We start from the raw sequence: 25,324 nt of genomic DNA on the forward strand, positions 1-25,324 counted from the left end.
GGGGCCGCCGGGCCTGGTCATAGCAAGTACTACGCACCATCCCCTTCCCGGTCATATCTCGTTCCGCGCCATCCACTCACCTGTCATGTCGAGCGAAGCGAGACATCTTCTAGACAATAGCGCTATTCCAAACCCAACCAGCTATGCGTATCACCCCTGAAACATGTACCAATACTAACTACAATATGCTGTAATGGATATACCTCGCCGATCTGTTGCATTCCGTCTCGGCTAGTATGAGTTTTCTATGCATAAAACTGATGCTATTTATCGAAAATATCTACTTGTTCGATAATTGGTTCTATGCTAGTATGTCATAAGACTAAGATCATCAGTATACATAGCCAGAAAGAGCTGGTCATGACAAACTACGGCTTCCTCATCGATCAGCGGAAGTGTATTGGCTGCCATGCATGCAGTACCGCCTGCAAGTCGGAAAATGAAGTACCACTTGGGGTGTACCGCACATGGGTTAAGTACGTTGAAACTGGAACTTTCCCTAACACACGCCGACACTTCCAAGTTACCCGCTGCAACCATTGCGCCAACCCACCTTGTGTCCGCATCTGTCCGGTTACGGCCATGTATCAGCGCACCGACGGAATTGTCGAGTTCGATCCGAAGGTGTGTATCGGATGCAAGGCCTGTATGCAAGCCTGTCCCTACGATGCAATCTACATCGATCCTGAAACACACAACGCCGCAAAGTGCCACTTCTGCGTCCACCGGATCGATCAAGGTCTCAAACCGGCTTGCGAGATTGTTTGTCCCGAACAGGCAATCATTTCTGGCGACCTCGATGATCCCAATAGCTTGATCAGTCAATTAATCGCCCGTGAACCGGTATCGGTGCGCAAACCCGAGCAAGGCACTGCGCCTAAGTTGTTCTACATCGATGCCGACCAAACAACACTTACTCCCACCGCTGCCCCGGTGGCCTCCACTTTCATGTGGGCCGATGTTGTCAGCGAGCAGTTGGTTGGTCACCACAACGGGAACGGCAAGCCTAAAGTAACACGCGAAGTGATCCCGCTCACCGCCGCTTCGGGCGCTACTATTCGTGTACCGCGCGAGCAAGGGATGGGTAGCGGCAGTAGTGCATTGATGTTAGGTGGACGAGTCGCCGGCCATATGGTACAGACCGGTTATAATGCCCAGCATAAGATTCCGTGGCACTGGCCGGTACCGGCCTATCTGGTCACGAAAGGGATCGGCAGTGGCATCTTTATGGCAATTGCTGCCGCTGTTGGTCTCGGTTTAGCCCAGTTGTCCGCCCCACTACTGGCAACCGCTCTCTTCGTCAGCCTACTCTTTATTGCAATTACAACTGGTTTGCTGGTCTTCGATCTTGATAAGCCGTTGATGTTCTACACCATCCTCACTCGCCCACAGTGGCGCAGTTGGCTTACCCGCGGTGCGTTTGTGTTGATCGGCTTCTCGGCTATTGGTGGGCTTTGGTTCCTGGCTGAGGCCGGTGCAGCGCTCAATTTCTGGTCAGAAGCGACGATTGCCGGCTTGCGACCGGTACTTGCTTGGCTTGGGATGCCGTTGGCCGTCTTGGCCGCTATTTACACAGCATTCCTCTTTGCGCAAGCCGAAGGGCGCGACCTCTGGCAAAGCCCGCTCTTGCCTGCCCACTTGCTGGTACAGGCACTTATGGTCGGTTCTGGAACCTTGTTGCTCTTTGTGCCATTTATGTCAATGCCAACGGAATTTGCGAACCTGCTCGTGTGGCTCTTTGCCGGTAGCTTAGTACTTGACCTCTTTATGATCCTGGTCGGTGAATTCGGCATTCCGCACGCTAGCGAAGTCGCTGCACGCGCCAAGCACGATATTAGCCACGGTCGCTATCGCAACCACTTCTGGCAAGGTGCGATTGGCCTTGGTCACATTGTGCCGGTGATCTTGCTCGGACTAGTCCTCCTTGCTCCAGCATTGGCCGTGCCACTGTTGGCCGTGGCCGGGATAGCAACCATCGCCGGGTTGTACGCCTTCGAATACGCTTTCGTCATGGCGCCGCAACACGTGCCGAACAGTTAAGAAAGGTGTAGTCATGGCGACGTCATTCCTCAACCGCTTGTTAGGAACACTCGGACAACAGACAGCAAAGCGGGTCGAACCGCTTGCACCACCGGTCGAGCGCTATGTCACGAACGCTGCACCGACGACCAATCCGGTAAGGAGCGAACTCCGTGATTATCCACCGGTCGAACGTTGGAACGATTGGACGGAGTACGATCCGAAGCACTGGCCGCGCAAGGTGCCCCGCCATTATACCCTTGTGCCGACCGTCTGCTTCAACTGTGAGAGCGCTTGTGGGTTACTCGCGTATGTCGATGTTGAAACGCTGAAGATCAAGAAGTTTGAGGGAAACCCGCTCCATCCCGGTAGCCGCGGTCGCAATTGCGCGAAGGGGCCGGCCACCCTTAATCAGGTCTACGATCCAGATCGGATTCTCTACCCGCTGAAGCGCGCCGGTAAGCGTGGCGAAGGGAAATGGGTGCGCGTTTCATGGGACGAAGCCCTCAACCAGATTGCTGCGCGCATTCGGAAGGCAATTATTGAGAAACGTCAGACAGAGATTATCTACCACGTGGGCCGTCCCGGCCACGATGGTATTATGGAGTGGGTGCTGCCCGCCTGGGGCGTCGACGCTCACAATTCGCATACCAATGTCTGTTCGTCGGGTGCGCGCTGCGGCCAGGCGATGTGGATGGGCTACGACCGACCATCGCCCGATCATGCGAATGCACGTGTTATTCTTCTGATCAGCTCGCACCTCGAAACCGGCCACTACTTCAACCCCCATGCTCAGCGCATTATGGAGGGTAAAATGGCCGGTGCAAAGTTGATCGTGCTCGATACTCGCCTCTCGAACACTGCGTCGATGGCCGATGAGTGGCTTTCACCGTGGCCGGGCAGCGAAGCGGCAATTCTGTTAGCGATTGCCAATTATCTTATCCGTACCGGTCAGTATAATCGCGACTTCGTGCGACGCTGGACGAACTGGGCCGATTATCTCCGCGCCGAGCACCCTGATGTCCCGGTCAGCTTTGAACATTTTGAGATGAAACTCCAAGAGCTGTACGCCCAGTATACGTTCGAGTTTGCTGCCCAAGAGAGTGGCGTGAGCGCTGAACAGATCGAGCGAGTCGCCAAAATGATCGCTCGTTGCGATGGGAAACTGGCGACGCATAGCTGGCGTAGCGCAACCAGCGCTAACCTTGGTGGCTGGATGATCGCACGCTGCCTCTGGTTCCTCAACGTGTTGACCGGTTCGATTGGCGTTGAGGGTGGTACCTCGGCGAATGTCTGGGATAAGTGGGTCCCCCGCCATCCCAATATGGCGCCACACGTAAAGGTGTGGAATGAATTGACATGGCCGCAAGAGTATCCGCTGACGTTCTACGAGCTTAGCATTCTCCTGCCACACTTCCTCAAAGAAGGTCGGGGGAAGGTTGACACCTATTTCACCCGTGTTTACAACCCACTGTGGACCAATCCCGACGGTATGAGCTGGCTCGAAGTGCTGACTGACGAGAGTAAGATCGGCCTGCACGTTCACCTCTCACCAACCTGGAGCGAAACAGGTTGGTTCGCCGACTATATCTTGCCGATGGGAGTAGGTGCCGAACGTCACGACCTCATGAGTCAAGAAACCCACGCCGGCTGCTGGATCGCATTCCGCCAGCCTGTGTTGCGTGAGGCGATGCGTCGCTTGGGCAAGCCGGTGAAGGATACGCGCGAGGCGAATCCTGGCGAAGTGTGGGAGGAGACCGAGTTCTGGATCGAGTTGTCGTGGCGGATTGATCCCGACGGTAAGCTTGGTATCCGCAAGACATTCGAGAGTCCTTATCGGCCAGGTCAGAAGATTACCGTCGATGAGCTGTACGGCTGGATGTTCGAGAATCACGTCCCCGGTCTGCCAGAAGCAGCGGCGAAAGAGGGCCTTACGCCACTTGAATATATGCGGAAGTATGGTGCATTTGAGCTGCGCAAAGGCGTGATGCCAACGTTCGATAAACCACTTGCTGCAAATGAACTGGCGAATGCGACTGTCGACCCGGAGACCGGTATCGTCTACACTAAGACACCAGCTCCACCGTCGTCAAACATTACCCCGGTTCCCTACTTCGAGCCTGACCCAGAACGTGGGCGTCCGATTGGAATCAAACTTGAGGATGGTTCCTTAGTTACCGGTTTTCCTACGCCGTCGCGTAAACTCGAATTCTATTCGACAACGCTGCGCGATTGGGGTTGGCCGGAGTACGCAATCCCGACCTACATCCATAGCCACGTCCATCCCAGTAAGATCGACCGTAGCAAGAATGAGGCGGTGCTTCTCTCAACGTTCCGGCTTCCAACGCTGATCCATACGCGCAGTGGCAACGCGAAGTGGTTGTACGAGATCAGTCACAAGAACCCGGTCTGGATCCATACCAGCGATGCCGAACGGTTGGGGGTGCGTACCGGTGATCTGATTAAGGTTGTTACCGAAATCGGGTATTTCGTTGATCGGGTGTGGGTCACCGAGGGTATTCGCCCTGGTGTCATCGCATGTTCGCACCATCTGGGGCGCTGGCGCCTCCAAGAAGATGGCGGTGGCCGGCTGTCTACAGCGCTTGTTGAGCTGAAGCAAGAAGGTGATGGTCAATGGAAGATGCGGCAGATCCACGGCATTCAACCTTACAAGAGTGAGGACCCCGACACGTCACGGATCTGGTGGGAAGATGCCGGCGTTCACCAGAACCTCACCTTCCCTGTGCATCCTGACCCGATCAGTGGTATGCACTGCTGGCACCAGAAAGTGCGCCTTGAGCGGGCTGGGCCGAATGACCGCTACGGTGATATTTACGTTGATACCAAGCGTGCGCATGAAATTTACCGTGAATGGTTGGCAATGACCCGACCGGCATCGCAGGTGTCACCGAATGGTTTACGCCGACCACACTGGTTGTTGCGGCCCTTCCGCCCGGATCGCGAAGCATACGTACTGCCACAATGGAAGGGTGCTAAGGTAGTGGAGAAAAAATCGTGAACACGGACGCCGATCTGGTAGCCCGCTATGCGTTGGCAGACCTGATCGGCCGCCAGTTGTTGGCGCCGCCGACCGCCGCTGATGTGGCGGAGGCGGCGTCGTTGCCGGAATTGGCGGCTGTGATGGCTGACGGCCCAGAAGCGTTGGCGATTGCTTACGAATATCTGTTCGGTCGCAATGTCTATCCTTATGAATCGATCTATCGCGATGAGGAGTTAATGCTCAATACGGCTGTGGCTGAACAGGTTGCTCATTTTTATGCTGAGTGTGGATTTACTCCTGAATATAACATCGGTGCCCCCGATCATATCGGGCTAGAACTGATTCTGCTGGCACGCCTCATTGCTACCGAGCACACCGCGTTGGCGCAACATGATCATGCGCTAGTGCGCTGGGCGCGCCAACGCACGGCTACATTTCTCCACTGTCATATCGCCGCCTGGGCGCCAATCTGGGTACGTGCCGTTCAACGCATTCCGGCTCACCCCTTTTACCAAACACTTACCACATTCCTGCTGGAACTGCTCGGTAGTGAACTCGAACGGCTGGCAGGTGAGCAGGTATCGCATACGACCTACATCCCTTTACAACCGGCGAATCCCGCCGCCGACGAGACCGATCTGAGTGCGCTTATCCGCTATTTGATTACCCCGACTAAATCGGGTATTTTTCTCAGTCGCGCAGATTGTTCGATGCTCGCCCGTCGGCTCGGTTTTAGCATTCCCATCGCTGACCGATTTACGATGGCACGTACCTTGTTTGAAACCGCCGGTCAATTCGATCAGGTCGGTGAATTGATCGACATGCTACGTGAGCTGTTCGCCACCGAGCTTGCGGAGTTACACCGCCTCAGCGACACGCAACCGTTGTGGCAACCATTGCTGGAACCGTGGGTAGCACGCCTGGCCAATACCAACTGGTTAACAACCGAACAATAGCTTGCCGCTCACAACGTGGATGGTCGGCAGGTTATTGCATCTATTCACGAACCGGATCATGACTACCCATCCACCGCTGCTGCAATGCTTGTAGCTCACCGCGTTCTTCCAGGCGGATGCTCGATAATTAGCATTTTATTTCGACACAAAAGCTGCAATGCTTGTAGCTCACCGCGTTCTTCCAGGCGGGCCAAAACCCGGTTGATTTCAGACTCAAGTTGAAACGCCGCCGCCGGCATCGCTAACACATACGGTTCGTAGCTCAATGCAGCCGCGATCCGCAGATCGCCGGCAGCTATTGCTCCCAACGCCACCACGCGATCGAGAATAGCAGCATCAATCGTACCGGCACGCAACCCTTGCACCAATGGCGCAATCTCATCGGTTTCAATGAGCGTCACCGGTGTCTGCAATGCAAAACGGCGAGCTAATGAATCACCTTCGCTGCCCAGTACAACCCCCAAACGTCGATCTTGCAGATCGGCAAGCTGCCTAATTGTACTATCGACCTGCGTCACTAACATTAACCCGCCATCAAAATAGGGGCGCGAAAAGCGGGCACGATAGCCCTGTTCAGGGGCATACGGTAACGCTGCTGCGATCAGATCGGCCTGTTGACCGGTTAACTGATCGTACAGCGCATCGAAACCACTACGGATAAAAACCACGTCGACCCCAAGCTCACGTCCGATTGCACGCACCAGATCGATATCAAATCCCACCAATTCGCCAGCACGCTCTTCGGCAAATGGGCGATAACCGACATCGACGGCAACACGCAAGACACCGCGCGCGCGAATACCGGCATACACCGGATCGATCGGTGTCACGGCCTGATTCACATTCCACGCAAGCCAAGCGTAAGCAAGCACCACCACAATCGCGCACCCATCCAGCCAGCGTTGCCATTGACCGACGTTCATTTGTCACCCCTATAAGATACAGCCTAACCGCACTACTCACGTAAGCTTCCTTAGAGCTTTCTCATTTTCGCGCCTTGACCGCTCGTTTATCCATCGGTATACTTGAAATAGTAAGCAGACATCATAGCACAAAGCCATTTCCCTCTGTTAGCGCAAATTGCGCAGCCGTATCTCAATTCACAAACGGGAGTCGCGCATGGCAATTGAGCCTTACCGTCCAACCCCTCAACCACCCTCCAACCAACGAGAGCAAGAGCTTGAGAAGAAAATTAGCAAACTTTTCGAGCGGTGGAATTGGAAGCTATTCCGGTTTCTCCGATTTATGCTCTTCCTCAGTATTGGTATTTGGCTGGCGGTTAATCTGCTACCTGGCATTTTCGAGATCATTGTTACCGGTGAAATCGGCAACCTGATTCTGCAAATCATTCCGGTTGCCGTCTACCTCTTCTTCTTCATCGGATTCCAGTTCTGGCTGATGTACTTTTTCATGGCCCGCACCCGCATCTACTGGGTCAAGCCGGGTGAAACAGGCGTCAGCTTTAAAGACTATCGCGGTAACCCTGAAGTACTCGAAGCTGCACGCCGGGTCGTTACCCTACTCAAGGGTGCGAAAGAGTTCAAGCAGATGGGTGGTGAAGTCACCCGCGGCATTTTATTGATTGGCCCGCCCGGTACCGGTAAAAGCTACCTTGCCCAAGCTATCTCAACGGAAGCCGGTGTACCGTTCGGCTATCTGAGCGCACCTTCACTCCTCTCGGCATGGATGGGCATGGGCAATATCAAGGTCATGAACCTTTACCGCAAAGCTCGCCGTCTGGCCCGAGAGTACGGTGCCTGCATCTTGTTCATTGACGAAATTGATGCGATTGGAGCCGCCCGTAGCCCAAATCTGATGGGCACAGGCGCAGCCGGCGCCGGTATGAATAACCGGGAGAATGTGGTGATGGGTGTTGGCGGGATGATGGGTGGTGGAAGCAGCTTACTGAACGAGCTATTGCTTCAGATGGACCCACCGCCGCAAGAGCAGACGTGGTGGGGCAAGCTCCTGCGCCTCGTCGGCCTCCGCCGCGGAAAAGCCGATATGCCTCCCGTGCTAACAATGGCTGCGACTAACCTCGCCGAGACGCTTGATGCTGCGCTGTTGCGTCCCGGTCGCTTCGACCGCAAGATCGCCGTCGAACCACCTGATGCCGATGGGCGTCGCGAGGTGATCGAATACTACCTGAGTAAGGTCAAGCACGAACCGATGCCGATTGACCGTATGGTTGCCGATACAATCGGTTATACACCGGTGGCGATCAAGTATGTGATAAACGAAGCGACGATCCATGCTCACTTCGATGGCCGCTCGGCGATTAACTATTGGGACTTCACGCAGGCTCGCGAGATCCATGAATGGGGATTGAAGCAACCGATCCGTAGTATGTCGTATGAAGAGCGCCGACGTATTGCCTACCATGAGGCCGGTCACGCCTACGCGGCAGTTAAGCTGCTGAAGAAAGAACGCCTCACCAAAGTGACGATCGTTCGCCACGGCAATGCGCTAGGTTTTGCGGCTTGGAAACCAGAAGAGGAGATCCATACCCGCACCCGTGAAGAACTGCTTGACCGGATCAAGATCGCACTGGCGAGCCGTGCTGCCGAAGAACTGTTCCTCGGCACACAAATGAGTGGCGTAACCAGTGACTTGCAGAGCGCAACCGGCATTGCCGCAATGATGGTCGGTGCGTATGGCATGGATAACAGTTTCTTCTCGTACCTCCTTTTCGGTATGCAGGGCCTTTCGGCGCCAGATGTAAAGCCACGGGTTGAAGCAATCTTGCAAGAGCAGTACCGGATTGTCAAGCAAATGCTTGAACGGAACCGAATGGCGGTGATTGCAATTGCTGAAGCGCTGATCTTACGCAACGAGCTGACCGACATTGATGTGAAAGAGATCTTGGCGCGCGTTGAGGCCGAACATCCCTACTTACCACCGAACGAGAAGCCTGAGCGACCAGCCTTTGGCTTTGCGGCTGCATTAACGCCATCGAATACGACACTAGTCCGCCGACGGCGCGAGCAGGTCGTGTTACCGGCGCCCAAACAGCCTGCACCGGAAATTACGATCATTGATGCGCAACGGCGCGACGCCAACGGACCCCAACCTGATCCTAATACTCAGGCATAGCTCGTAAGGCGTTTGTTGCACTGCTTGTTGTTACCGGCCCCCTGACCATACGGTCATAAGGGGCTTTGTTTTCGCTCGGACATAGCTGCATGCTGCCACGCTTTGCTAGATAAACCGTGTATAATCAGCACGTAGGATTGACCGATCCGTATTGAGGAGTAACATGACCAACTCTGTACTCACCACGCAAGAGTTACTGCATCAGCGATACGGCGCAGATATACCTGCCACGATTATCAGCCACCCCGTCGTCGATCTGCTGTTAAGCCACCGATCGGTGCGTTCCTACAGCAATGAGCCGTTGCCGGAAGGGGTGCTCGAAACAATGATTGCTGCTGCTCAGTCAGCCTCTACCTCATCGAACTTGCAAACGTGGAGCGTTGTGGCAGTGACCGATCCTGAACGTAAAGATCGGTTAGCAACTTTGGCCGGCAATCAAAACCAGATCCGACGTGCTCCGCTCTTCCTCGTCTGGCTGGCCGACCTCGCCCGGCTTGCCCATGCTGCCGAAACGCGCCAAATGCCACATGAGGGACTCGATTATCTTGAAATGTGGCTTGTCGGCGTTATCGATGCTGCTCTCGCTGCCCAGAATGCGGCGATTGCAGCCGAGGCACTCGGTCTTGGCATTGTGTACATTGGCGCAATCCGTAATCATCCGCTTGAAGTCGCCGGCGAACTCCAATTGCCGCCAATGGTGATGCCGGTCTTCGGTATGTGCGTTGGCTGGCCCAATCCCGCTCGTCCGGCAGCTATTAAACCGCGACTACCGCAAGCAGCGGTTTTGCATCGAGAAGTGTACCAGCCAGAACAGATACCACCGGCGGTTGAGCGCTACAATGCGACAATGAACGCATTCTACACCGCTCAACAGATGAACGTGGAGGGCGATTGGGCAGATCATTCGTCACGACGTGTCGCCGGTCCGCAAAGCCTTTCAGGCCGCCATGTGCTGCGTGAAGTCTTGCACCGACTCGGTTTTCAGTTGAAATAGTACAACTGTGTTAATGATCGTGCCCCTTCTCCCGCCGCCCTGACTATTGGGTGGCGGGAGATATGTTATACTAAGATTTAGTTAGCTTTATAAAGATTCTTGTGTCGAAACCGCACGCGGTTCAAACCGGAGCAACGTATCGTTCAGTAACGTTTTTGGCCGACAATGACTACAACCTTATGCGTGAGAAAGACCCACCAGCTTACCTTTCTCTATCAGCGGCCAGCCAATTACTCGGTGTACATAGTTCAACGCTACGCCGCTGGGCTGACGAAGGAGCCATACCGGTTTACATCACCCCCGGCGGTCACCGTCGTTTTGCCCGTGCCGACATTCTAGCGTTGGCCGCTCGCCGACCAATGCCGGCCCAATCGATTAGTAGCGTACTCGCTAGCAAGGCACTCGCCCAAACCCGCAGCGACCTGACCAATCCGGCGGTAACACCGGCGTGGATGCAGAAGATGAGCGACAACGAGCGATTGGCGTGGCGGCGGGTTGGACAACAATTAATGGGAGTAGTGCTTCGCTACGTAAGTTCACATGATGAACATAGCCCGCTGCTCGATGAAGCTCGCGCTATCGGGAGAAGCTATGCGCAGCTTGCCCGTGCAAGTGGGCTGTCGCTTAGCGATGCCATTGCTGCTGCTCTATTCTTCCGTGATTCGTTGGTCGAAGCAGCGATGGATCTACCTGAAGAAGCACATGTGCGTCCTGCCGACAGCGCTCGCCTCTTACGGCGGATTAGTCGCGTGGCTAACGAGGTGCAACTGTCAGTCGTTGCCGGTTATGAAGCAGAGGAGTAAACTGTGAAACTAACAAATGAGCAACGCCTCAACCTACCACGCACACTGAAACTTGGTACCTTTCATATCGGTTCATCTTTCATTGATCTGTTGACTTCTGGGGTTCTTAATCGGATTCTCATTACCGATCTCGCCCTGGCGGCGACCCCGGTGGCATTACTATCGGCATTACGCTATCTGCTAGCCCCGTTGAGCGTCTGGGCCGGTTATCGATCGGATTTACGTCCACCCGGTACTCTGCGCCGCTTACCCTTTATTTGGGGTGGACGGTTACCAATGCTGCTCTCACTGCCGATCTTGCCCTTCGTCACAGCTTTGCTGGCCGAAGATCCCGGCTCGGTCTTGGGATGGTCGCTCGCCTTTGTCGCTTTCTTGATTTACGGTATCGGTACCTTGATCTCAGGGGCTACGTACCTGAGTCTGGTACGCGATAGTGCGCCACCGACTCGACGTGGGCAAGCGTTGGCGATTGTGCAAGTGTTTCTCGTCATTAGCTTCCCGTTGGCCGGCGTGATCTACGGACGATTGATGCCGGTCTACGATCAGGCCAGTTTCTGGCGCCTGGTTTTGATCGGTATGACCATCGCGTTTGCGTTTATCGCGTTTGCACTGTGGGGCGCCGAACGACCGGCAGAAACAACGGCAGCGGTCGACCCGACGCCGCCCGAGCCATTTTTGCCTCTCTTACGGCAGATGTGGTCTGACCCGCGAGCACGCTGGTTCTTCATATTTCTGGCTCTTGGCGCCGTTAGTGCCTTTGCCCAAGATGCAGTGCTCGAACCGTTTGGCGGTGATGTATTTGGCCTCGATAACGGTCAGACCACCCGCTTCAATGCGTATTGGGGGGCGGGAGTAGTGGTGAGCCTCCTCGGCACAGTCTATGTTACTCGCCATCGTGCAGCCCACGAGCAGACCAGCGTAGCTAAGATCGGTCTAGCGCTAACGGGGATACCGTTGTTTTTGCTGAGTGTCATTGCGCTGACCGAATGGCAAGCACTGTTGATCCCGGTGTTGGTTCTGTTTGGGCTAGGGTTCGGTATCTACACGGTGGGAGCCGTCTCATTACTGGCTGCAATGACGACCGAGCGGCATGCAGCGGCGTACCTCGGCTTGTGGTCGATGACTCAACTGCTCTTCCGCGGCTTAGGTATTTTTGCCGGTGGTGCGATACGTGATATTGCGCTATTCTTCAGCGGATCGTATACTATAGCGTATGCCAGCGTCTTCTTACTCGAAGCGCTAGGGCTGTTTGTGTGCATTGCCATCTTGCAACGGGTGGATGTGCCTGGCTTTGTGCGTGGTGAAAGTCGCCCGCTAGGCCCATCGGCCACCCTCGCGGCAGCCGATGGGTAAGTGAGAGCATATAGTCACCGATTGATCATTGCCGGTGTGCAGCACATCATCAGCCACCGGTAAACAAATGTTATGATGCGTATATTGTCATTATGGATTGTCATCTTGGTTGTGCTCTTCGTCGGTTGCGGTAGTGCGGCACCACCAGCCCCCACGCGTTCACCGATCGAAATTCGGCAAACCCAAGTAGCCCTGCAAGGGTTACCGACCGTTCCACCGGCGCCCACCGAACTCACACTGCCCACCTCAACTCCCCAACCGACACGTGATGTGGTAGCGCTGCTAAACCTCACGCCTGATGATCCACGTGCATTAGGCGACCCCAACGCACCGGTGTTGATGATCGAATTCACCGACTATGAATGTCCCTTCTGCGCGCGGTTTGTGAGCGAGACACGCTCTCGCCTCATCAGTGAGTTTGTCGAGGCCGGTGTAGTCCGACTAGTCGTGCGAGACTTTCCACTAACCTCGATCCACGCTTCGGCAGTACTGGCAGCCAGCATCGCACACTGCGCCGCGGCCCAAGATCGGTTTTGGCCGGTGTATGAGATGTTGTTTCAGACCCATAACATTGAGTGGGGCGGTGTCCCCCGGCGCGATCGACCCGTTTTGGTAGAATTAGCCGGCAAGCTAGGTGTTGATACTGCTCAACTCACGACGTGCCTCGATGATCCGGCCACCGAAGTTGCGGTTCTGAATGAGGTGGCGGTGGCGACGCAACTGGGGGTCAATTCGACGCCGAACTTCTTGATCAACGGTCAGATCGTGCGAGGTGCTTTACCGTTTGAGAACTTCGCGAGTTTGATCCGACAATTGGCAAAACCCTAGCCCGCCACAAGCACCTTGCATACCTTTTACTCCCGCCGGGGCTTTGCGTTTTCAAGCACTCCGTTCGCGGACAAAACGCAAGGCCACCGCAATCCCCACTATCATACCGACTAAAACAACCAACTGACCGGCAATATCCTGGAAGATCGCACCGCGCTGTACCAACGCAATCACCGGATCGACCATATAAAACGTTGGGAAGATTTGGGCAATCCACTGAGGTAGCTCAGGGAAAAGGGCAATCAAGGCTGGTGCATAGAGCACCAAACCGAGCGCTTTTACAGTAGCAAAGAGCGAATTAATGTCACGAACCAGTACCCCAATCAGAATACCAACCTCCGCCGACAACACTGCACCGAGGAATAACACCAGCAGCACTAAGCCTATCTGATCGCTCCATGCCCCATTCAACGCCAGTACAAATACCGCCATCACTACACTCAACCCGACACCGAGGATTCCCTTCGCAATATAAATCTCGCCACGGGTAGCCGGCGTAACTAACAACGCCGTCAGAGTACAGTGCTGCTTCTCACTCACCAACGAAGAAGCCGGCAACATCAATGACCCAAAGACCACTGTCATCAATACCAACAACGGCAACAAACGCTGCTGCCATGTCAGTGTATTGTTTGCACCAAGCAGCGTTGTCTTGATCGTTACCGGTAGCTCATGGCCGGCCAACGTGCGCAACCAATCGGCCAGGGCAGTGCCGATCAATATGCGATCGCGGAGTAAACTCTCGCCCCAAACAAAGACGGTCAAGTCACTTGTTGCGTCACGCGCCAATTGCTGATCGAAACCGGAGGGTATGACCACTCCCACATCCACAGCTCCCCGTGCGGTCGCGTCACGCAATTCGGCTTCGGTTGAATAGCGTCGCACGATCAACCCCGGTACGGCTTCGGCGAGTTGGCTCAACCGCGAATGATCGGCAGCGACGATCCCAAGGCGAGGCTTACCGCTAAAAAATGTGCCAAAGATCAGGCCAAGCGCCAGACTCAACCCTAATGGGACGACGATCGTAAAGATGAAAATGAAATTCTTAGGCCCTTGCACCATCTCACGAGAGAGTAAGGCCAGAACGCGGCGTAGACTCATACAAACCTCCGTTGGAGAATACCCATACCCAAGCCGAGCAAGAGCAGGGCTGAGCCAGCCAAGGGGAGCAGATTCGCACCCACCTCAGACCATTCCGCGTTGAAATTGAGCGAGCGATAGATCGTATCGACCAGATAATAGGTTGGAATAAACTGAACCCAAGTCGCGGCCAAACCCGGCGTCAGGATAGTCAAGGTCGGTAAGGTCATAATCAGCAGCGCCAACATCCCCCAACCCATAACCGACATCAGATCACGACTGAGGGCAGCAATGAAAAACGCCACTCCCGTCATCAGCACTGAACCGATCAACAGCGCAGTCAGGTTCAAGAGCGGTGCTTTCACCAAACCGCCGGTAATCGCCAAGAGTAACGCGGCCTGCACAAACGCAAACAACGAGCCAAACAAGCTCTTGGCAACAAACAGACCACGCATCGTTAAGGGAGTGACCAACAAGGCCCGGATCGTCCCTTGTTCGACCTCAGCCGCAATAAGACTGGCCAAACCTAGACACTCAACCATTAACACTAACACGGCAAAGAGCGGCAACATCCGTTGTCGTGGTGCGATTTGCGCCCCGGCCAGATCGGGTCCGAGGATGACCTCGTTGATCATCACCGGCAACTCTTGCCCGATCAGACTAAAACTTAGCTCACGAGCAGCCGCTTCATAGACACCGACAATATCAGGTGTCACTGTTGGCGCCAACAGTAATTCAACCGTTGGCCGCGCATCTTGACGGAGCTGATCGTACAGGTCAGGAGGGAAGGCAAATCCAACCGTCACCTCACCGGCAGCAACAGCCGCCCGCAATGCTTCGACCGACGCAAATTGGGTGATCACAACGGCCTCATCGTTTAGTATTTCGGCCATTGCCGGTGGCAGATCGGGAATGACCAGACCGATCGGAAGCGTCTCATCAACGGTTGATGGCAGAAGAAAGTAGATGACAGTGTAGGCCACCAAGCCTAATATCGTCACCAATGCAAACAACCGGTTGGCAAAATAGAGCCGGGCGTCCTTACGGATCAATGCCCAAACAGCAGCAGCACTCATAGGAGTTCCACAGGCAATATCGGTGATCGGTAATGGTGGTTCACGCCAAACCGCGACCGGTTAAACGAATAAAGATATCTTCGAGGGTTGCCTCTTCGCTATGCAACGTCACTACATGCTCATGGGTCAGCAAATCGGCAAGCTCGGTCGGCGTCTCGGGGCGGTCGAGAACAATCTCACGGGTATGTAACGTCCCATCGGGACCAACGAGTTCGGCGCGCACCATCCGTTTACCGTACTGTTGCTTCAGATTATGCGGGGTATCAAGTGCGACAATCTTACCGCTATTGATAAACGCAACCCGATGACACAGACGGTCGGCCTCGTACATATCGTGAGTGGTGAGAAAGATGGTTGCACCACGTTGCTGCTCTTCGACGATCACCCGTCGAATTGCCTCAGCAGAGGTTGGATCAAGGCCCTCGGTTGGTTCATCGAGAAAGAGAATATCGGGGCGATTTACCAATGCGCGCGATCATGAGGCGCTGTTTCATGCCTTTGGAATATCGTCCAACGAGATCGGTACCGCGACCATCCAGACCAACTCGGCGCAGTAACCCCTGAATATCGACATCACGCACGCCAAAGAGACGGGCAAATAACTGGAGATTCTCAACCCCGCTCAACTCTTCGTAGAGATTAGGCTGCTCGAAGCACACCCCAATCCGTGCTTGCACCTGTTTTGGGTGGCGAGCCACATCAATTCCTAACAACACTGCACGCCCGCTAGCAGGGCGAAGTTGGCCGGTCAGCATCTTGACAGTCGTCGATTTACCGGCACCGTTGGGGCCAAGAAAACCGAGGATTTCACCGCGTGCGACGGTAAAGCTGATGTGATCGACGGCGAGCAGGTCACCGTAGCGATACGTCAGCTCTTCGGCGATAATTGTAGGTTCGGACATAGCAACCTCACATAAGACAAAACCGCCGACACAACGCCGGCGGCTTATGTGACTATGGTGTCATTATATTACCGTCTTCATAACATGCAAGGGGACACGGATGAGTAGGTAAGGGGACACGGATTAAACGGATTGGACGGATGACCACGGATCGGACGGATAACCATTATCGCAAATCCGTGCCAATCCGTCACATCCGTACCTATCCGTGTCCCCTGAGGAAGCCGCAGATTAAAGAGACAAAATATTGACAGTTCCACCTTACATATCCTACACTACATACGTAGAGGACATACTGAGAAGAAAGGGAACACATTATGACCATCGAGCGCCCAGAAGCGTTCGTCTTCTTCGGCCCACAGACAGTTGTCGGCCCGGAGTTAAAGCCCGGTGACAAAGCACCTGACTTCAAACTCGTGAACAACAAAATGCAAGAGGTAACGCTGGCCGACTTTGCCGGCAAACCACTGCTGATCAGCGTCGTTCCCTCGCTTGACACCGGCGTGTGCAGCAAGCAGACCACACGCTTCAACGAAGAGGCGGCACGCCTAGCCGGTCAAGCAAACTTCATCACCGTCAGCGCCGATCTGCCGTTTGCCCAGGCCCGCTGGTGCGGTGATCACCATGCCGACGCCATTCAAACGCTGTCCGATCATCGTGATATGAACTTCGGCATGGCTTACGGTACCTATGTGCCAGCCTACCGCATCGAACAGCGTGCCGTCTTTGTCGTTGACGGCGACGGAGTGATTCGCTACAGCGAATACGTGCCGGTGGCCGGTCAAGAGCCGAATTACGATGCAGCCCTGGCAGCGCTCAAAGCGTTGCTGTAAGCGACGGCAACCATTCCCTCACTACTCGACATCTCTGTAAGGAAGAACACCGCAGGGAGCGCTTGCCTCCAGCGCTCCCTTATGCTATACTGCCCGTCGGCATTGTGGAATGCCAAATACACACACCCTATGGCGCAGTCGCTCCTGCCGGTGATACCGGTCTAGACTGCGAGGTACGATGGGTGGAGGCGGCCTTGACCAGATAAGGAGCAAAAGAGGGTATGACACACCAATTACCGCGCGTCGTAACCATTCGAGAATTGTTGGAAGCAGGCGCTCACTTCGGTCACCCAACGAATCGCTGGAATCCGAAGATGAAGCCGTACATCTTCACCGCCCGCAACGGCATTCACATCATCGACCTTCAGAAAACGGTTGCCGGGTTGAGTCAAGCGTATCAGTTCATTACTGAAGTTACAGCGCGCGGCGAGAAAATTCTCTTCGTCGGCACCAAAAAGCAGGCCCAAGAGGCAGTGATGGAAGAGGCGATCCGCGCCGGTCAGTTCTATATTAATCGGCGATGGCTCGGTGGGACGTTAACCAACTTTGCGACAATAAAGCGTCGGCTCAAGCTGCTCAGCGATTTGGAAGAGCAGCGCGATCGTGGGGATTTTGCTCGCCTCACCAAAGCAGAAGCGGCAAAACTCGAAGAGAAGATTGATCGTCTCAATCGAGTCTTTGCCGGCTTGAAGGGTATGGAACGGCTGCCTGGCGCGATCTTTATCGTCGATCCACGCAAGGAAGAGTTAGCGGTGCGGGAAGCAGACAAAGAGGGGATCCCGATTGTGGCAATGGTTGACACCAACTGTGATCCCGACCCAATCGATTACGTCATCCCGTGCAACGACGATGCCATCCGCGGTATCCGACTGATGACCAGCAAAATTGCCGATGCTGCCATTGAGGGTATGCGGCGGCGCGAATCGTCGCAAGAATAACCCCTACCCAAGCGATCACTCACAACAATAGATGAGTTGCTCGTTTGTCAAGATGGGGTAACAGACCGGCGCAAACCGACGAAGCACGGGGGGGCGCATGCCCCTCCGTAGCACGATCCGGAGATGAACGATAGCGGAGACAGTAGCTTCATCCAGAGGGAGTATAACCGTGGCGGTACCAATCGAATTAGTTAAGGAACTACGCGAACGCACCGGGGCCGGTATCAAAGAATGCCGGGATATTCTCGAGCAGACCGGTGGTGACATCAACAAGGCTATCGAGATTTTACGGGAGCGTGGGATTGAGGCGGCAGCCAAGAAGGCCTCGCGCGAAGCCAATGAAGGTCTCATTGGCGTATATGTCCACTACGGTTCACGAATTGCCGCAATGGTTGAGCTGAGCTGTGAGACCGACTTCGTCGCACGCACGGCCGAGTTCAGCCAGTTGGCGAACGATCTAGCCCAACATATCGTTGCGCTCAACCCGCGCTTTATCAGCGTCAACGAAGTCACTGACGAGATGATCGCCGAGAGCGGCCAATCGCGTCAAGCGTTCATCGAAGAGACTGTACTGCTCGAGCAGAAGTTTATTAAGGACCCGGCCCGCACTATCGAAGAGAAGATCAAAGAGGCTATCGCCAAACTGGGCGAAAATATCGTTGTCCGGCGTTTTGTCCGCTACGAAGTTGGTGCATAACGAGACACTTAACAGGCGGTTTGCCATTGTGCAAACCGCCTTGTTCACGATACCATGGTGGGATACTCCATGCAACAACCAAAATACCGCCGGATCTTAATTAAATTGAGTGGTGAGCAAATCAAAGGGACTGATGGTGAGGTCGTCAGTTACGACATGCTGGATTTTCTCGCCCAAGAGATCGGTCGTGTTCATCGGCACGGTGTAGAGATCGCGATCGTCGTTGGAGGCGGTAATATCTGGCGCGGTCACCGGGCCATTGAACGTGGTATGGATGCAGCGCAGTCGCATTACATGGGCATGCTGGCCACCATTATTAATGCGCTCGCCATGCAAGATGCACTCGAACGACATGGTCTCGATACACGCGCCATGACGGCCATTAAGATGGATGAAGTGGCCGAGCCGTACATCCGACGTCGCGCAACGCATCATCTCGAAAAAGGGCGCGTCATCATTCTCGCCGCCGGTACCGGCAATCCCTACTTCACCACCGACTCGGCAGCCGCACTACGCGCTGCGGAAATTCACGCCGAAGTGATTTTGATGGCAAAAAATGGCGTCGACGGTGTCTACGACGATGACCCACGCCGTAATCCGGCAGCAACGCGCTTCGATCATATTCACTATCTTGAAGCGATTAATCGCGGTCTGACCGTGATGGATAGCACAGCGCTGACGTTCTGCATGGATAATAATCTACCAATTATCGTCTTTAATGCGCTCGAACCGGGGACAATCGAACGGATTGTCATGGGAGAACATGTTGGGACACTTGTAAGCAATCAGCGAGGAGGCGCGCGATGCTGAACGATGTCATTAACGAATATGAGGCGCATCTGAAGAAGGCGACCGAAGCGCTCCGTCATCATCTGGCGTCGATCCGGACCGGACGCGCCTCGGCGGCGTTGGTCGAACATCTGCACGTAGAAGCCTATGGAACGACCATGCCGCTGAACCAATTGGCGAACATTAGTGTACCCGAACCCCGCATGATCATCATCCAACCTTACGATACCGGTATGATTAAGGCTATCGAAAAGGCGATACAGCAATCAGATCTCGGTCTTAACCCGAGTAACGATGGTCGGATCATTCGTCTACCGGTACCGCCACTGACCGAAGAGCGTCGTCGTGAGTTGGTAAAAATGGTGCGACATCGGGTAGAAGAGGTGAAAGTATCGGTGCGTAACCAGCGCCGTGATGCGATTGATGATCTGAAAAAATTGGAAGCAGAAAAACTGATCAGTGAAGACGAGTTACATCGTGGTCAAGAACGGATTCAGCAACTGACCGACCGCTGCAACCGTGAACTCGATCAAATCGGTGCGGAAAAAGAAGCGGAAGTGATGGCGATATAACGCTGTCGCTGAGAGGCGCTATCGTATGAGTCAGGATGGTGTACCGTCCGGCACAAAAATTCCGCAACATATCGCGGTGATAATGGATGGTAACGGACGCTGGGCCCAACAACGGGGCTTACCACGACTGGCCGGTCATCGTGCTGGGACCGAGAATATTCGTCCAATCGTCACGGAATGCGCACGGCTCGGAGTGCGTGTATTAACCTTATACGCATTTTCAACCGAGAACTGGAACCGGCCATCGGTGGAAGTACAGGGGTTAATGCAGATTCTGAGCGACTTTATCGACCGCGAAATCCGGAATCTGCATGCACAGAATGTGCATTTGCGACACCTTGGCCGGCTCGACGGTCTCAGCCCCCATTTGCGCGAAAAGGTAAAATACGCGATTGATCTGACACGTAACAATACTGGGCTGATTTTGGCGATCGCCTTCAACTACGGCGGAAGAGCCGATATTGTCGACGCAGTGCGTGCCATTGTCGCCAGTGGTATTCCTGCCGATCAAATTACCGACGAGGTGATAAGTGCGCACCTCTCAACCCATGGCCTACCCGACCCGGATATGATCATCCGTACTAGTGGCGAGCGGCGCCTCTCGAATTTCTTAATCTGGCAGTCGGCTTACAGCGAATACTGGTTTACGCCGGTGTTCTGGCCCGATTTTCGGCCCGAACATCTGCATCAGGCAATTCTTGACTATGGACGGCGCGAACGCCGCTTCGGCGGGCTCCCCGAGTCGAGCTAATACGTTGGCGACAAGGATCGCCAGTGTCGTGGTGTTACTCCCACTGATTATCGCCGCCGTGTGGTGGCCGCCAACGACTGCCTTACTGGCCGGTCTCGCAATCGCACTGTCGATCGGTGAGTTGTTTGCCATCTTTCGCCACGGTGGCTATGCGCCACGCACGGTGGAAGGGATTACCATCGGGTTAGCGATCTGTGCGGCAACCTTTTTTCAGCCTTTGACCACCATTGATCTGATGTTGGTGGTGATTTTTGGCTCAATCATCGGGGCACTGATCGTTGAGATTGCGCGTCATGAGCGCCAAACCAGTTTGCTCAGTTGGGCGTTGACTTTTGCCGGTGCGTACTATGTCGGTGGTTTGCTGAGTAGTTATTTGCTATTACGTCAACTTGACATGCCACTCCAGAACGGTTGGTTGGCATTTGCCGGCATTCCTCCCGGTGCAGCGTGGGTCTTTTTTACCTTAGCGATTACGTGGTTGCAAGATACCGGTGCTTTTTTTGTCGGTCGCAAGTTGGGTCGTACCCAAATGGCACCTATCCTTAGCCCCAAAAAGAGCTGGGAAGGTTTTTTTGGTGGTATGACAGCGGCAATCGCGACTGCCTTGTTCTGCGTGCCACTACTCGGTCTGCCTATTACACTCTGGCAAGCAGCGATTCTCGGTGTCGTTGCCGGTATCTTTGGGCCGCTTGGTGATCTTGCCGAGTCGTTGATCAAACGACAAGTTGGGGTGAAGGATTCAGGCTTTATTATCCCCGGTCATGGTGGTATTCTTGATCGGATTGATAGTATCTTGTTTACCGGGCCGGTGGTTTATTATTTCATCGTACTGTTTACCCGTTGAGATACAACGCCGATTCGTTGGTGTAGAACAAGGTGCGATCCAATGATTACAGCGGTACCAACTCAACAACAATGGAGGCCCGACGTAGCCTTAGCCGGATTCGAGATGCGCCAAATCGATGTAGCGGGGGGTCGTGCCGTCTTGGTACGCCGATCACATCCGAATGCTGCAGCGCGGGCGGTGTTGTATGTGCATGGCTACTCCGATTACTTTTTTCAAACGCACCTTGCCGAAGTGTTTCAGGCTCACAGCTACGCCTTCTACGCCATTGATCTGCCGGGCCACGGACGCGCGATGCAGCCTCACCAAATCCCCTGCTTCTACCGCGATATTGCCGAGTTCTATCCGTTCATCGATGCGGCGATTGAGATCATCGATGCAGAACAACACCGGCCATGGCTCGTGTTGCACGGCCATTCGGCAGGGGGATTGATTGCGGCAATGTACGCCGGAGAAGGGCAGCGCCGTGATCGGCTTGGTGCGTTAGTGTTAAACAGTCCGTTTTTCGATTTCTTTATCGATCCACTCACACGAGCCTCAATCCCGTTGGTGATGCTGCTTGGGCGCTGGCAACCTATGCGGATCGTTGGTAAGCTCTCATCGGTATACGGCGAGACAATTTATCGAGGAGCGAACGGTGAATGGGAGTTTGACCAGCGTTGGAAACCGATCAACGGTATTCCGATGCGGGCCGGTACGGCGCGGGCTATCTTGCTGGCCCAACGTCGATTACGACGCGGACTCGGTATTCGCTGCCCGATTTTGATTACCCACTCGGCACGCTCGGCATGGCCTATTCCCGGTAGTGCTGAGATTACCAAGGCCGATATTGTGCTTGACGTTGCGCATATGCGCCGTGATGGCCCACGGCTTGGTGATGATGTGACGATGATCGCGATTGAGGACGGTTTACATGATCTCGCGTTATCACCGGCGCCGGTGCGTGAACGCTACTTTGCCGAGATGATGGAGTGGTTGGACGAGGTAGTGCGTCAGAAACAATAGTCAATGCAGCGATCGTTCACCACATTCTGGCTGATTACGGCTTTACTTTGCCTCTGCTGGCCACAACCAACACGGGCAGCCGATCTCTGTTTTTGCGCTGCTACTCCGATCTGGTGGCACAGCTCTACACCGGCAGCCCATGAAGTTGCGCTCTTCCGTCTTGTCATCGAGCGCGATACACTCGCTCCGAACGCAATCCTCTCTATCTTTGCCGATACACGTTACGAAGCCTACCTCAACGGCAATTTCGTTGGGCGTGGTCCGGCACGATTCTCGCGTCAACATCGTGAATACGATCAACTCTCGCTTGGTGATCTCACGCCAGGCAGGCACGTGTTAATCGTCCGTGTCCAATGGGCACCCAATTTTCGGCGGAGCGAATCGGAGCGCCCGTTTTTATGGGCGCTTCTCCAGAGTGCGGGTCAAACGCTCACTACCAGTGGCCCGCATTGGCAAACACAACCACTCTTCGCCTACCGTAGTGATGCGGCTCCTGTTCATCGTTGGGGACTGATCGGGCCGACCGAAATTGTTGATTTGCGTTTGTTACCACCCGATTGGTCACTTATGGGCACAGAGTCACCGTGGCAACCAGCCGTTGCCGTCGAGGTGACGCCCGCTCGGTTTACCGCCCGCTCGATACCCTTAACGGTTGAAGTTGATATACCAATTCAGCGTATTAGCACCGGTTGGCTGGGGAAAGATTTCGTCCCGATTGAGTTATTGAGTAGCGAGGATCAGGCGCGTTTCCAGATTCAAGTAAAGCACCAGACAATGCTTACACTGGTAAGTTTACAAGACGAACTTACCACAAATATAACGATAAACGGAAATCAACTCATCTGGAGACCCGCATCCGAACGACCACCGGGCATTGTCACTGCTTCGTATCTGGCAAATGTTGGGACGCATACGCTGCACGTCACCGGACTCAGCGAGCGACCAGAAGGCTGGACGATATTCATCTCGCGAGAGGGGTTAGCAAGCATACCGACATTGAACGCTACAGCCCACGCCGGACGGCGAGTGTTGCTGGCGCCGCCACAACCCGATCCACAAGCAGTCACCGTATCCGAGACACCCTCACCGACACTATCCTTCCAACCACCGGCCAGTTATGCCGTTCTTGACTTGGGGCGAACCGTGCATGGCAGGTTATACGCAGAGGTAGCAGGACCGGACGGGGCCACGGTTGACATTGGTTGGGATGAACGATTATGGCAACAAACTATTCCGCTCCCATTTCCCGGCGAGTTACACCCAGAATGGAACCAAATCGATTCGTGGCGGCTTGATGGGCGCGAACAGCGTCTAACCACTATCGATACCCGAGCCGGGCGGTACATTGTCATTGCGGTCTGGAGTAATGAATCGGTTGAGCTGCGCAATCTCCAGGTGCGTGAGGAACGGTATCCGGTTACTCAAATTGGGTCATTTACGAGTGACGATCCGTTGTTAAACCAGATTTGGCAGGTCGGCGTCGATAGCTTACTGCCAAATATGACAGATGCCTACACCGATACGCCCTGGCGTGAACGAGGGCAATGGTGGGGCGACGCATTTGTATCCTATCACATCAATCAAGTTGCCTTCGGCGACCAATTATTGCTCCGACGCGGGTTACGGCAGCTTGCCGACGCCTTCACCCCTGAAGGGACACCGGCAGCAATGGCACCGAATGTTGCCGGACGAATGCTTGATTACGGCATGCTGTGGGTTCAAGCGATTGCCGCAGATCTCCAACGTACCGGTGACGCAACCCTTGCCCACGAGTTATGGCCTACCATTACTCGTTTTTTGGACTACATCGCCGTCTATCGCCAGAATGACACCGGACTACTTGAGCTACCGACAAACCTGGCGTGGCGACCGAGCTATATTGACAGTAGCGTCGTAGCCGCTCGCTACGGCAGATCTACTCCGGTCAATGCAATGTACTATGGCACATTGCAAGCAGCGGCTACGATTGCCCAGGCGCTCGGTGAAACCAACACGGCTACGCAATGGCTAGACGAAGCAACACGGGTACGTGAAGGGATCAACCGTTACCTATACGACTCATCTGAACACCGCTACGTTACCAGCATTATTGACGAGCACATTATTGCCCCCGGCCCGCACGCGCAAGCGTTTCCGCTTGCCTACGGTATAGTACCGGAAGCGGAGATCCCACTGGTTGCTACCGCACTGCTCGACTTGACCGAACGTGATCCGGCCCGCGCCAATGTACAGTTATACGGTATGTTTTGGGTACTAGAAGGTCTGCGCCGCGCGGGAAGATTCAACGATGCTATCAATCTCATAAAAACATTTTACGGTTGGCAACTGGCTAACGGTGCTACGACGTGGTGGGAACATCTGAACAGCGATCGGTTTTGGTACGCGAGCCGTTCACATAGCTGGAGTGGAGCGCCGACGTGGTTTCTGACCACCGCTATTGTGGGAGCGCGCCAAACCAGTCCAACGACATGGGAGGTTATCCCGGCTTGGGAGAGTATGAATCATGCAACGGGAATAATACCCTTGCTAAGCGGTTCGCTTACTGTAACATGGGAAAGAGCCGATTGCAACTCCGGCAGAGTGACGATTCAGGCACCTGAAGGGACACAAGGAGCTTTGCTGCTCCCACCCCCATCCGATTCAACGGTGATCACCTACAACGGGGAAGAAGTATGGTCACCAAACTATCACAACGCTACGATTAGCCAAATGGCCGATGGACGTATGCGGATACCGTTAAGCGGTGGGTAATAGAACATCAGTGAACGACAACAGGTGTGTTTTACGATC

Annotated in this window: 22 protein-coding genes; 17 read left to right on the forward strand and 5 right to left on the reverse strand. The window is 54.5% G+C overall.

Annotated features, from left to right (window positions below):
* The first annotated feature begins 360 nt into the window (after positions 1-360).
* Genes nrfD through AC01ZF_RS14590 form a run of 3 tightly spaced genes read left to right on the forward strand, consistent with a single transcriptional unit; the run spans position 361 to position 5,976 of the window.
* The gene (gene nrfD, locus AC01ZF_RS14580; RefSeq protein WP_424675291.1) at positions 361-2,040 is read left to right on the forward strand and encodes an NrfD/PsrC family molybdoenzyme membrane anchor subunit; all 1,680 of its coding nucleotides are present in this window, start codon (positions 361-363) and stop codon (positions 2,038-2,040) included.
* 13 nt (positions 2,041-2,053) lie between these two features.
* Positions 2,054-5,038 (forward strand): molybdopterin-dependent oxidoreductase, encoded by a 2,985-nt coding sequence (locus tag AC01ZF_RS14585; protein ID WP_428112560.1) that lies wholly within the window; start codon positions 2,054-2,056, stop codon positions 5,036-5,038.
* Positions 5,035-5,976, forward strand: a complete 942-nt coding sequence (locus AC01ZF_RS14590; protein WP_428112561.1) for a TorD/DmsD family molecular chaperone — start codon at positions 5,035-5,037, stop codon at positions 5,974-5,976. The genes AC01ZF_RS14585 and AC01ZF_RS14590 overlap by 4 nt, the downstream gene beginning before the upstream one ends.
* A gap of 95 nt (positions 5,977-6,071) precedes the next feature.
* Here AC01ZF_RS14590 and AC01ZF_RS14595 read toward each other — a convergent pair whose 3' ends face one another.
* Entirely contained in the window at positions 6,072-6,899 is an 828-nt protein-coding gene (locus tag AC01ZF_RS14595; protein WP_424675288.1) for an ABC transporter substrate-binding protein, read from the reverse strand.
* A gap of 196 nt (positions 6,900-7,095) precedes the next feature.
* Between AC01ZF_RS14595 and AC01ZF_RS14600 the strand changes: the two genes are divergently transcribed.
* The 5 genes from AC01ZF_RS14600 to AC01ZF_RS14620 all read left to right on the forward strand — a co-directional run bounded on the left by AC01ZF_RS14600 (position 7,096) and on the right by AC01ZF_RS14620 (position 13,047).
* The gene (locus AC01ZF_RS14600) at positions 7,096-9,069 is read left to right on the forward strand and encodes an AAA family ATPase (RefSeq protein WP_424675287.1); all 1,974 of its coding nucleotides are present in this window, start codon (positions 7,096-7,098) and stop codon (positions 9,067-9,069) included.
* Positions 9,070-9,232: 163 nt separating this feature from the next.
* Positions 9,233-10,063, forward strand: coding sequence for an NADPH-dependent oxidoreductase (locus AC01ZF_RS14605; RefSeq protein WP_424675286.1), 831 nt, complete (start codon positions 9,233-9,235; stop codon positions 10,061-10,063).
* Between the two features lie 101 nt (positions 10,064-10,164).
* Entirely contained in the window at positions 10,165-10,866 is a 702-nt protein-coding gene (locus AC01ZF_RS14610; protein WP_424675285.1) for a MerR family transcriptional regulator, read from the forward strand.
* Between the two features lie 3 nt (positions 10,867-10,869).
* On the forward strand, positions 10,870-12,219 hold the full coding sequence (locus tag AC01ZF_RS14615) for a BCD family MFS transporter (RefSeq protein ID WP_424675284.1): 1,350 nt from the start codon (positions 10,870-10,872) through the stop codon (positions 12,217-12,219).
* Between the two features lie 72 nt (positions 12,220-12,291).
* Positions 12,292-13,047: a DsbA family protein gene (locus AC01ZF_RS14620; protein ID WP_428112564.1), complete on the forward strand. Its 756-nt coding sequence runs from the start codon at positions 12,292-12,294 to the stop codon at positions 13,045-13,047.
* Positions 13,048-13,098: 51 nt separating this feature from the next.
* Here the strand turns inward: AC01ZF_RS14620 and AC01ZF_RS14625 are convergent, their stop codons facing one another.
* The 4 genes from AC01ZF_RS14625 to AC01ZF_RS14640 are packed head-to-tail and all read right to left on the reverse strand — an operon-like array spanning position 13,099 to position 16,105.
* Positions 13,099-14,148, reverse strand: coding sequence for an ABC transporter permease (locus AC01ZF_RS14625; protein WP_428112566.1), 1,050 nt, complete (start codon positions 14,146-14,148; stop codon positions 13,099-13,101).
* Positions 14,145-15,203: an ABC transporter permease gene (locus AC01ZF_RS14630; RefSeq protein ID WP_428112568.1), complete on the reverse strand. Its 1,059-nt coding sequence runs from the start codon at positions 15,201-15,203 to the stop codon at positions 14,145-14,147. Before AC01ZF_RS14630 ends, AC01ZF_RS14625 begins: the two co-directional genes overlap by 4 nt.
* A 40-nt stretch (positions 15,204-15,243) precedes the next feature.
* Positions 15,244-15,669: an AAA family ATPase gene (locus AC01ZF_RS14635; protein ID WP_476575456.1), complete on the reverse strand. Its 426-nt coding sequence runs from the start codon at positions 15,667-15,669 to the stop codon at positions 15,244-15,246.
* A complete protein-coding gene (locus AC01ZF_RS14640) occupies positions 15,635-16,105 on the reverse strand; it encodes an ABC transporter ATP-binding protein (RefSeq protein WP_424675279.1) in 471 nt (156 codons plus the stop codon). The genes AC01ZF_RS14635 and AC01ZF_RS14640 overlap by 35 nt, the downstream gene beginning before the upstream one ends.
* A 317-nt stretch (positions 16,106-16,422) precedes the next feature.
* Between AC01ZF_RS14640 and tpx the strand changes: the two genes are divergently transcribed.
* From tpx to AC01ZF_RS14685, 9 genes are all read left to right on the forward strand, one after another.
* Positions 16,423-16,938: a thiol peroxidase gene (tpx, locus tag AC01ZF_RS14645; RefSeq protein WP_424675278.1), complete on the forward strand. Its 516-nt coding sequence runs from the start codon at positions 16,423-16,425 to the stop codon at positions 16,936-16,938.
* 221 nt (positions 16,939-17,159) lie between these two features.
* Complete coding sequence (rpsB, locus tag AC01ZF_RS14650; protein WP_424675277.1) at positions 17,160-17,876, forward strand: 30S ribosomal protein S2; 717 nt, start codon at positions 17,160-17,162, stop codon at positions 17,874-17,876.
* A gap of 169 nt (positions 17,877-18,045) precedes the next feature.
* Positions 18,046-18,573: a translation elongation factor Ts gene (gene tsf, locus AC01ZF_RS14655; protein WP_157044816.1), complete on the forward strand. Its 528-nt coding sequence runs from the start codon at positions 18,046-18,048 to the stop codon at positions 18,571-18,573.
* 69 nt (positions 18,574-18,642) lie between these two features.
* A complete protein-coding gene (pyrH, locus tag AC01ZF_RS14660; RefSeq protein WP_424675276.1) occupies positions 18,643-19,383 on the forward strand; it encodes a UMP kinase in 741 nt (246 codons plus the stop codon).
* Complete coding sequence (frr, locus tag AC01ZF_RS14665; RefSeq protein WP_287908284.1) at positions 19,377-19,934, forward strand: ribosome recycling factor; 558 nt, start codon at positions 19,377-19,379, stop codon at positions 19,932-19,934. Before pyrH ends, frr begins: the two co-directional genes overlap by 7 nt.
* 25 nt (positions 19,935-19,959) lie before the next feature.
* Positions 19,960-20,685: an isoprenyl transferase gene (locus AC01ZF_RS14670; RefSeq protein ID WP_287906549.1), complete on the forward strand. Its 726-nt coding sequence runs from the start codon at positions 19,960-19,962 to the stop codon at positions 20,683-20,685.
* 4 nt (positions 20,686-20,689) lie between these two features.
* The gene (locus tag AC01ZF_RS14675) at positions 20,690-21,529 is read left to right on the forward strand and encodes a phosphatidate cytidylyltransferase (RefSeq protein ID WP_424675275.1); all 840 of its coding nucleotides are present in this window, start codon (positions 20,690-20,692) and stop codon (positions 21,527-21,529) included.
* Positions 21,530-21,571: 42 nt separating this feature from the next.
* Complete coding sequence (locus AC01ZF_RS14680) at positions 21,572-22,534, forward strand: alpha/beta hydrolase (RefSeq protein WP_424675274.1); 963 nt, start codon at positions 21,572-21,574, stop codon at positions 22,532-22,534.
* Between the two features lie 3 nt (positions 22,535-22,537).
* Positions 22,538-25,285 carry an alpha-L-rhamnosidase-related protein gene (locus tag AC01ZF_RS14685; protein ID WP_476575457.1) on the forward strand — a complete coding sequence of 916 codons (2,748 nt, stop codon included), beginning with the start codon at positions 22,538-22,540 and terminating at the stop codon, positions 25,283-25,285.
* The last annotated feature ends 39 nt before the right edge of the window (positions 25,286-25,324 follow it).

This window comes from Chloroflexus sp., from assembly GCF_056331925.1.

What these genes read in the sequence shown, in the direction of transcription:
- frr (WP_287908284.1), top strand. Translation starts at nt 19,377, where the DNA reads ATGCTGAACGATGTCATTAACGAATATGAGGCGCATCTGAAGAAGGCG.
- rpsB (WP_424675277.1), top strand. Translation starts at nt 17,160, where the DNA reads ATGACACACCAATTACCGCGCGTCGTAACCATTCGAGAATTGTTGGAA.
- AC01ZF_RS14620 (WP_428112564.1), top strand. Translation starts at nt 12,292, where the DNA reads ATGATGCGTATATTGTCATTATGGATTGTCATCTTGGTTGTGCTCTTC.
- pyrH (WP_424675276.1), top strand. Translation starts at nt 18,643, where the DNA reads ATGCAACAACCAAAATACCGCCGGATCTTAATTAAATTGAGTGGTGAG.
- AC01ZF_RS14600 (WP_424675287.1), top strand. Translation starts at nt 7,096, where the DNA reads ATGGCAATTGAGCCTTACCGTCCAACCCCTCAACCACCCTCCAACCAA.
- AC01ZF_RS14605 (WP_424675286.1), top strand. Translation starts at nt 9,233, where the DNA reads ATGACCAACTCTGTACTCACCACGCAAGAGTTACTGCATCAGCGATAC.
- AC01ZF_RS14630 (WP_428112568.1), bottom strand. Translation starts at nt 15,203, where the DNA reads ATGAGTGCTGCTGCTGTTTGGGCATTGATCCGTAAGGACGCCCGGCTC.
- AC01ZF_RS14640 (WP_424675279.1), bottom strand. Translation starts at nt 16,105, where the DNA reads ATGTCCGAACCTACAATTATCGCCGAAGAGCTGACGTATCGCTACGGT.
- AC01ZF_RS14685 (WP_476575457.1), top strand. Translation starts at nt 22,538, where the DNA reads ATGCAGCGATCGTTCACCACATTCTGGCTGATTACGGCTTTACTTTGC.
- nrfD (WP_424675291.1), top strand. Translation starts at nt 361, where the DNA reads ATGACAAACTACGGCTTCCTCATCGATCAGCGGAAGTGTATTGGCTGC.
- AC01ZF_RS14585 (WP_428112560.1), top strand. Translation starts at nt 2,054, where the DNA reads ATGGCGACGTCATTCCTCAACCGCTTGTTAGGAACACTCGGACAACAG.
- AC01ZF_RS14680 (WP_424675274.1), top strand. Translation starts at nt 21,572, where the DNA reads ATGATTACAGCGGTACCAACTCAACAACAATGGAGGCCCGACGTAGCC.
- AC01ZF_RS14595 (WP_424675288.1), bottom strand. Translation starts at nt 6,899, where the DNA reads ATGAACGTCGGTCAATGGCAACGCTGGCTGGATGGGTGCGCGATTGTG.
- AC01ZF_RS14670 (WP_287906549.1), top strand. Translation starts at nt 19,960, where the DNA reads ATGAGTCAGGATGGTGTACCGTCCGGCACAAAAATTCCGCAACATATC.
- tpx (WP_424675278.1), top strand. Translation starts at nt 16,423, where the DNA reads ATGACCATCGAGCGCCCAGAAGCGTTCGTCTTCTTCGGCCCACAGACA.
- AC01ZF_RS14625 (WP_428112566.1), bottom strand. Translation starts at nt 14,148, where the DNA reads ATGAGTCTACGCCGCGTTCTGGCCTTACTCTCTCGTGAGATGGTGCAA.